Raw genomic sequence first — 7499 nt, 5'->3', positions numbered from 1 at the left:
AGTACCCTCCAAGGTAAAGTGCCAGTAATGGTACAAACTTATTTACCGGAGGCAAAAGAAGGAGATAAGCGAATTATCTTGCTTAATGGTGAACCAATAGGCGCGCTCAATCGCCTCTCTAGTGGAACTGATTTTCGCAATAATATGGCAACTGGTGGTACAGTCGCTCAAACCGAAATTACCCCAAGAGAGTATGAAATTTGTACCCAAGTAGCCGAACGCTTACGCCAAAACGGTTTAATTTTTGTGGGTATTGACGTTATCGGTGGCTACTTAACTGAAGTTAACGTCACTAGTCCTACCGGCATCCGTGAGATTGACCGTCTAGACGGTACTCGTCTTGGTCATCAGGTTATTCAATGGATTGAACAGACACTAAAAATCCAAAAATAATTTACATTTATTTTTCTGTTTGATGTCCTATTCCCCAGCAAACAGATTTCCTTCGGCCACTTGCGTGGGTGGTTTTTATATACTACTTACTTTAAGTAAGTGTATTTATTTATACTGAGTGTGAGTTTAATAGATTGTGAGGGGTAGATGTATCCATGTCTAGGAGGGGTTGTGACGCTCCTGCATCGCTAACGCTACGTTATCGTGATGCATCCTTAGTTGGGCAGGTATTCCTATCGTTTTTTCTGAAAGCATAGCTGGACATACAAGCCAGTAGACTCCTGCCCAAATTCATTCTATAAAGTAGCGTTGATGAGTTTTTTACTAATTGGCAAAACTGGGGATGGCAAAAGATTGCTTATCCCTACCCTTAGTAAAACCCTGGTAGAAGTAGCAGATTTTATACAGCGTTCAGCTTGACCTGAGACTGCTAAGTTAATCTAAAATCTCAAATCTTTTAATTCCTTGGTGTGCGTCGGTTTCTCAGAAAATCAGGTATATCTAATCCAGGTTTTTCTTTTGGTTCTGGAATTGGAGTTGGAGTTGGAGTTGGACTTGGAGTTGGAGTTGAGGTTGTGGGATTAACTGCGGGTTGCTGTGTTGTTGGACGCTTTGAAGTATTAGGTGCTACTCGAACGTTAGCCACGCTTTGTTGTACCGCAGCTTGCACTTCACCTGTAAATCCGGTGGCAATTACAGTAATTCTGACCTCACCTTGGAGCCTGTCATCAATTACAGCCCCAAAAATAATATTGGCGTTGGGATCGACTACCTCATAGATTGCTTCTGCGGCTGCATTCACTTCATGCAAAGTCAGGTCAGTACCACCTGTGATATTAAATACAACCCCTCTAGCGCCTTCAATAGAACACTCTAGTAATGGTGAAGAAATAGCTGCGATCGCAGCTTCTCTAGCTCTAGATTTTCCAGAACTCACACCAATTCCCATCAGTGCCGATCCCGCATCTGCCATCACCGCTCGGACATCAGCAAAGTCAACGTTTACCAAACCGGGGATCGTGATGATATCAGAAATACCTTGTACCCCTTGACGTAGCACATCATCTGCATAGCGAAAAGCTTCTTGCACAGGCGTTTGTTCGGGGATCACTTCCAGCAGTTTGTTGTTAGGGATAATGATCAGTGTATCTACTCTACTTTTTAGTCCTTCAATACCTTGTTCCGCTTGGCTGGTGCGGCGGCGACCCTCAAAAACAAATGGACGTGTGACTACACCAACAGTAAGAGCGCCCATTTCTTTGGCCACTTCTGCCACGATTGGTGCTGCACCCGTCCCAGTACCACCCCCCATACCAGCAGTGATAAATACTAAATCTGCACCCTCTAAAGCCGTAGCAATTTCGTCCCGTGATTCCTCAGCTGCCTTTTGACCGATAGCAGGATTACCACCTGCTCCTAAACCTCGTGTTAGCTTCTGCCCAATTTGCAATCGACTTGGAGCGCCAGCTAAGGTAAGAGCTTGGGCATCAGTGTTAATTGACCAAAACTCTACCCCAGAGACATCAGACTCGATCATGCGGTTAACAGCATTGCCACCACCACCACCGACACCAATCACTTTGATGTTGGCGACCCGACCTGGAACAATCTCCCCAATTCGGCTATTTTCCGCAAAAATCTTCTTATTATCGTGATTTTGTCCGAAGTTCATCCCGGAGTTATTAAAGGGATTAGTCGAGTTAACTGCCAGAGAGAACCCCGGCTGTCCCGTAGATTGGGAATTTTTATAGTTAAGTCCTTGGTTATTATCAAGTGTCATTGGATTTGTGAAAGGGTAGATAAACGACTTTTTCAGGTGTTATTCACCTAAGAGTCAACTTTAGTTTGACAATGCCACAATATTATGGCGTTGTTCTTTATTGTTTTCACTACTGCCAAGCCTAACAGAATTGGCAGTGCGAAAATTTGCTATGGGATAAGCTTTTAAAGCAGCCGATCGCACAGCCAATTCTAGAGAAGTATACCTATATTTATCTAAAACTGACTTGTATAACTTCAACCAGACATTAATTTCTTCATTATTCTCAGCCGAAGGCATAACTTGTAAAGACACACTACAGCGTATCTTCTCTGCCTCAATAATAATATTGTTAATATGTTTCACCATTGGGGATGATTGCAACTTTAGACACAAAATTTACCTTCTACTTACTTATTTTTAAGGTTAAACTAAGCAAGAATTTACTTGTCAGACTATACCTGATTAATTTGTTGTTTGGGTGGTCTCAATGGCCACTTTGTTGGAGCAATAGTCTATCCTACAAGAACTCTCACTAGTGCTGCCAACAAATCAAGATTTCCTAAGAGATTTCGTCACCTAATAGGAATTACAGCACAGAGAAATTCAAACTTATTGCCCAGAAACAATGCTTACGCAACTTTGGGCGGCATTTTTCGTTACAGATTTAAACTTCAGTAAACTGTCTTTGGAAGTATCCTCAACAGACCAAAGCCAGAGCTTTTTGCCTCTGCACTTGGATGGTGGCGTAAACCGTTCTCATCAGTGGCCTCTGTTCACGAGTCTGAATCCTTCTCTTTTTTGCACTGGGTTTAGTCAAAAAATGTATGAGCAGAAGGCGTTTTGCACGCCATAGACCATCATTAGATTGTCTGACATCTTGCACCCTACTATTAGATGTTAGGGTAACAATTGAGGGTATGTTACTCGCAATGGAGATTTTTTGATCGATCTTCTCATTTTAATTAGAAGTTAATGCCGATTTTCGGGCGATTTGCTGGAAAACTGAAAATAATAAATATATTTATCAGCATAAAGCTTCTTAATTTACTAGGAGCTATCAAAACAATAAACACACTAGATGTTTTTAGGAATTTTGGGAGTTAATTTTTGATCTTTTTGGTTCATTTGTACTAATGGAAGTTCGGGATTTTTCAGATCAATATACTCTATTTGACCGGAATTAAATTTTGTTGGTAAATGGCGCATTTGGGCGAGTACCTTAATTTGTTCAGATAACTGGGGACCTGGAATACCGAGATGCACATTTCCTAGTTCTGTTTTCAAAATTAAATTTGTTGGATTTTGGCAATCAATTTCCATCACTTTCACAGGACTTTGGCTCACAGCTTGATGGAGTTGAGTCCAGTAGAGGCAATATTTATTTGGCGAACCAATCACTCTGAGATTGGGTAATTTTTTAGTGGGATTCAGTGATGTATATTTTTCTAAAGGCATCCAAGCCCCACTTGCATCTAGTAAGCCGATTGTTACTTTTTTGTTGCCACGCGTTTGAGTTACCGCTACAGGTACTCGTTCTTGAATTTCAATGATTAATCCAGGAGGAAACAGGCGGCGTCTGACGATCGCTTGGGCAATAGTTGGTTGCTTCTTCAAAGAATTTGCGATCGCCGACGGTTCAATCCGCCACAAAGACTGAGGATAAGATAGCACCAACAATGACTGAGTTGTTTGATCCGACAGTAATTTATTGCCTGATTTCATCACTATTTGTTTGGGAGCCTTTAGCATCCACATCGGTTGGACTGCCATCCACAGCAATCCACTCGCCAAACCAGTAATGGCAAAGGTTCGCCAAATAGCTTGAATAATTCTCATCTGCCTCCGCCGACGCAATTTCTGACGACGCTGGGCTAGATGCGTGCGAGAAACTGATATTATGCCAGCCATTCACACCCCTTTTTGCTTGCAATCTAAATTCCTTGACACTCTTGTATCATTATTAATTTCAGTAAACACTGTTGGCATGTTTTAGCCGCTCTCCTCAAGACTTTTTTTATTTTTAGTAACACTTTACAGTAACTACACAAGGATTATGGCGCTAGTCATCGTTGATTTAAAGTTTCCGGTGTCCATTTTTAACTGACTGTAGCCTTTTTGACAAGTTATTTTTGAAGATTTAGTTCCTAAAGATTACAAAATCTTAATCAAGATGCTTAGGTTTTTGTTTTATTGACAAATAGAATGTTAAATGGTATTCAAATATTCCTTGACTCTGTATACATTGCTATAATTAATACCAGCTAGGCTCCTCAGATATCCAAACTAAGAACTATGAACTGTCGTAAGCTTTTTTACACATTTACTCAACTAGATAATTTTGTGGCACGTCAAACAAAAGCGAGAGATTGTCAAAACCTCAATAGCAGGTGTAAAAAGGACAGATATGCTTAAGTCCTGACGGGTCGAATGGTACGAATAAAAGATGAAATCCTTGCCAGGTCTGAGTATAGGGGATAGGTGTAGGTTCGGAAAAAATCAATAAAAGTAAAAATAAGTGCGAACATGAATAAATTTCTTTGCTACGCAACGCCCGCGCAAACGTCACTATACCCCACACCCTACACCCCACACCTAAAAGCTTTGTAGATAATGGGTTTGCGTTATCTTAGTGCCATTCGCTATTAGGGTCAATTAAATCTCTACCATACTACTGACAGTAATTCTGCAACAACTGCTGTTTTTTGCAAGACAATACCACCTTGCGAGTCAATCCTGTGTCTACATCCCAGATAGGGATTAATTGTATAAAAAATCCAAACTAAACTGCATCTACATACACCTCTACATACATGAAAACGACATTAAATTTGTCACGTTTTTATAAGGCATGTAACCCCAGCTACACGCTAAATATAAGTAACGTACTAGATCAGCAGTATTACATAGATTTTGCTGATGTACGTGGTTGCAAGATTGTCGAAGAATTGCAACGGACTATCGTTCGGATTTCTCCAGATGAGCCAACCTGCCAGTTATTTACGGGTCATATCGGCTGTGGTAAGTCAACGGAATTGCAACGCCTCAAGACAGAACTAGAATTGGCAGGATTTCATGTGGTTTATTTTGAGTCCAGTCAAGATTTAGACATGGCGGATATTGATATCAGCGATATTCTGCTGAGTGTAGCTCGTCAAGTCAGTGCCAGTTTAGAAGGCATTAGCATCAAACTTAAACCTGGTTATTTTACCAATTTGTTTAAAGAAGTAGGCGATTTTTTGCAAAGCCCCATAGAGCTTTCTGGACAAGCAGAGTTGTCCTTGGGTATTGCCAAAATTACTGCCAAAACCAAAGATAGCAACCAGATGCGGAATCAACTAAGGCAATATCTGGAACCACGAACCAATAGTATTTTGCAAGCAATTAACGAAGAAATTTTAGAAAAGGCTGTTGAACAGCTAAAGCTAAGGGGTCAAAAAGGACTGGTAGTGATTGTAGATAATTTGGATCGAGTGGATATGCGTCCCCTAGCATCCGGGCGATCGCAACCAGAATATCTCTTCATCGACCGAGGTGAACAGTTACGCCGACTCAAATGCCATCTAGTTTACACAATTCCCCTAACGTTAATTTTCTCCAATGAGTATGAGACATTAAAAAATCGTCTGGGGGGAGGGATTGCACCAAAAGTACTGCCGATGGTATTAGTGCGGCAAAGAGATGGTAGTGACTACGAACCTGGGATGTCACTAGTGCGTCAGTTAGTTCTAGCTAGAGCTTTTCCAGAAGTTCCTTTAAATAGCAGACTTTTATTAATTACAGAATTATTCGATTGCTCCCAAACCTTGGATCGTCTATGTCGTGTTAGTGGTGGTCATATTCGTAACTTATTGGGTTTACTTTATAGCTGTCTGCAACGACAAGATCCACCTTTTTCTAGGGACTGCTTAGAAGCCGTGATTAAGGATTACCGAGACGATTTGCTATTAGCTATTGATGAGTCCCAGTGGGAATTATTGTTTGAAGTAGTGCAGCAGCAGAGAGTTAAAGGTGAGTCTGACTATCAGAGTTTATTAAGAAGTATGTATTTGTTTGAATATCGCGATCCGCTTGGGCGCTGGTTTGGCATCAGTCCAGCCTTGGCAGAAACAGAAAAAGTTTTGGCTTGGCAACAAAAAAAATAACAGTCAATTGTCATTTGTCATTGGTCATTTGTTAATGGACTAACTAATGACCAATGCCCCATACCCAATGCCCCATGCCCCATATCCAATGACTAATGACAAACAGCTACACCAAAGAAAATCAGCATACTTTGCAAAGACTGATTAGAGCGATCGCACTTTCCGAAGGTCAATTTGCTCTGATTTTAGTTCGCTGTAACTATGGGCGATTACGCGAGCAAATGTTAGAGAATATTCGCTCGCTCGCCAAAGACATTAATATCAGAGAAATCGTTCTCAATCCATCAACTACTTCTTTACACAGCACAATAATCTCAGAACTATCTTTAGATAATCCTGCCGTACTTACAGACACTTTGCCATCGGCTGTGATGGTTTTCGGTATTGAGTCAATTACCGATCTGGAAAACTTACTTACAGGCATCAACCAAGCACGAGATATCTATGCTGCGACTTTTCGATTTCCAGTGGTGTTGTGGCTACAAGATGAAGTGGCATCATTGCTTTCCAGATTAGCACCTGATTTTAAAAGCTGGGCTGCAACCACGATTAAATTTGAAATGGCCAAAGCAGATTTAATTGCTTTAATCTCTCAAGAGGAAGAATCTCTATTTGCTAAAGTTTTAGAAGCAGGTGCTGAAACATTTTTATCTAATGCCTTCCTAGATTTAGATCCTAAATCTCAACACCGCCACGAAATAGAATCAGCCCGTAATGATTTATTACGTCTATATGGCGTTAAATTAACACCAGGATTAGAAGCTAGTTTGGAATTTGTGTTGGGGCGAGATAAATACGCCAACGATCAAATTAATGGTGCTTTAGCCAATTATCAAAGAAGCCTTGCATTATGGCAACAAGAAGCGAGGAGAGTAGCAGAGTGGGAGAGTAATTCTTCTTTGCCCCTCTCATGTCCTCACCATACTTCTCTCTCATCTTTACTCAAGCAAGCAATAGTCCTATTCCACTTGGGACTTTGTTATCACCGAATGGCAGACTTATACCAAAATACTAGTAGCTATTGCGAACATGCTCTGTCGTGGTTTAAACAATGCTTAGAGCTATTGGAGGAGGTACAAAGAGAAGATTTAGTTGCTAAATTCATTTTACCTGCTTGTGAAATGCTGCAACGTTTACAAGCTTGGGATGACTTAAAAGAATTAGCTCAAAAGTCATTACATCTACATAAAACTTATGGAACT

Annotated in this window: 6 protein-coding genes and 1 pseudogene; 4 read left to right on the top strand and 3 right to left on the bottom strand. The window is 40.8% G+C overall.

What is annotated here, in order from left to right; all coding sequences use genetic code 11:
• Window positions 1–393: ATP-grasp domain-containing protein (locus HWQ37_RS02945; RefSeq protein ID WP_465249661.1), on the top strand; the 393-nt coding region annotated here is incomplete at its 5' end.
• A gap of 457 nt (window positions 394–850) precedes the next feature.
• Here the strand turns inward: HWQ37_RS02945 and ftsZ are convergent.
• On the bottom strand, window positions 851–2173 hold the full coding sequence (ftsZ, locus tag HWQ37_RS02940; protein WP_292743559.1) for a cell division protein FtsZ: 1323 nt from the start codon (window positions 2171–2173) through the stop codon (window positions 851–853).
• Between the two features lie 60 nt (window positions 2174–2233).
• Complete coding sequence (locus HWQ37_RS02935) at window positions 2234–2521, bottom strand: hypothetical protein (RefSeq protein WP_292743556.1); 288 nt, start codon at window positions 2519–2521, stop codon at window positions 2234–2236.
• A 259-nt stretch (window positions 2522–2780) separates the two neighbouring features.
• Between HWQ37_RS02935 and HWQ37_RS02930 the strand changes: the two genes are divergently transcribed.
• Window positions 2781–3008, top strand: a complete 228-nt coding sequence (locus HWQ37_RS02930) for a hypothetical protein (RefSeq protein ID WP_292743553.1) — start codon at window positions 2781–2783, stop codon at window positions 3006–3008.
• A 221-nt stretch (window positions 3009–3229) separates the two neighbouring features.
• On the opposite strand, the gene HWQ37_RS02925 is transcribed toward HWQ37_RS02930, so the two are convergent.
• Window positions 3230–4063 (bottom strand): cell division protein FtsQ/DivIB, encoded by an 834-nt coding sequence (locus tag HWQ37_RS02925; RefSeq protein WP_292743551.1) that lies wholly within the window; start codon window positions 4061–4063, stop codon window positions 3230–3232.
• A gap of 902 nt (window positions 4064–4965) precedes the next feature.
• On the opposite strand from HWQ37_RS02925, the gene HWQ37_RS02920 reads away from it, so the two are divergent.
• Window positions 4966–6297, top strand: a complete 1332-nt coding sequence (locus HWQ37_RS02920) for a P-loop NTPase fold protein (RefSeq protein ID WP_292743548.1) — start codon at window positions 4966–4968, stop codon at window positions 6295–6297.
• A gap of 95 nt (window positions 6298–6392) precedes the next feature.
• Window positions 6393–7499, top strand: a pseudogene (locus HWQ37_RS02915) (hypothetical protein); the annotation flags it as partial.

The sequence above is a fragment of the Nostoc sp. NMS4 genome (genome assembly GCF_017115095.1).
In the GTDB taxonomy this organism is placed as follows: Bacteria; Cyanobacteriota; Cyanobacteriia; order Cyanobacteriales; family Nostocaceae; genus Nostoc.
This window is presented reverse-complemented; position numbering and strand designations above follow the sequence as displayed.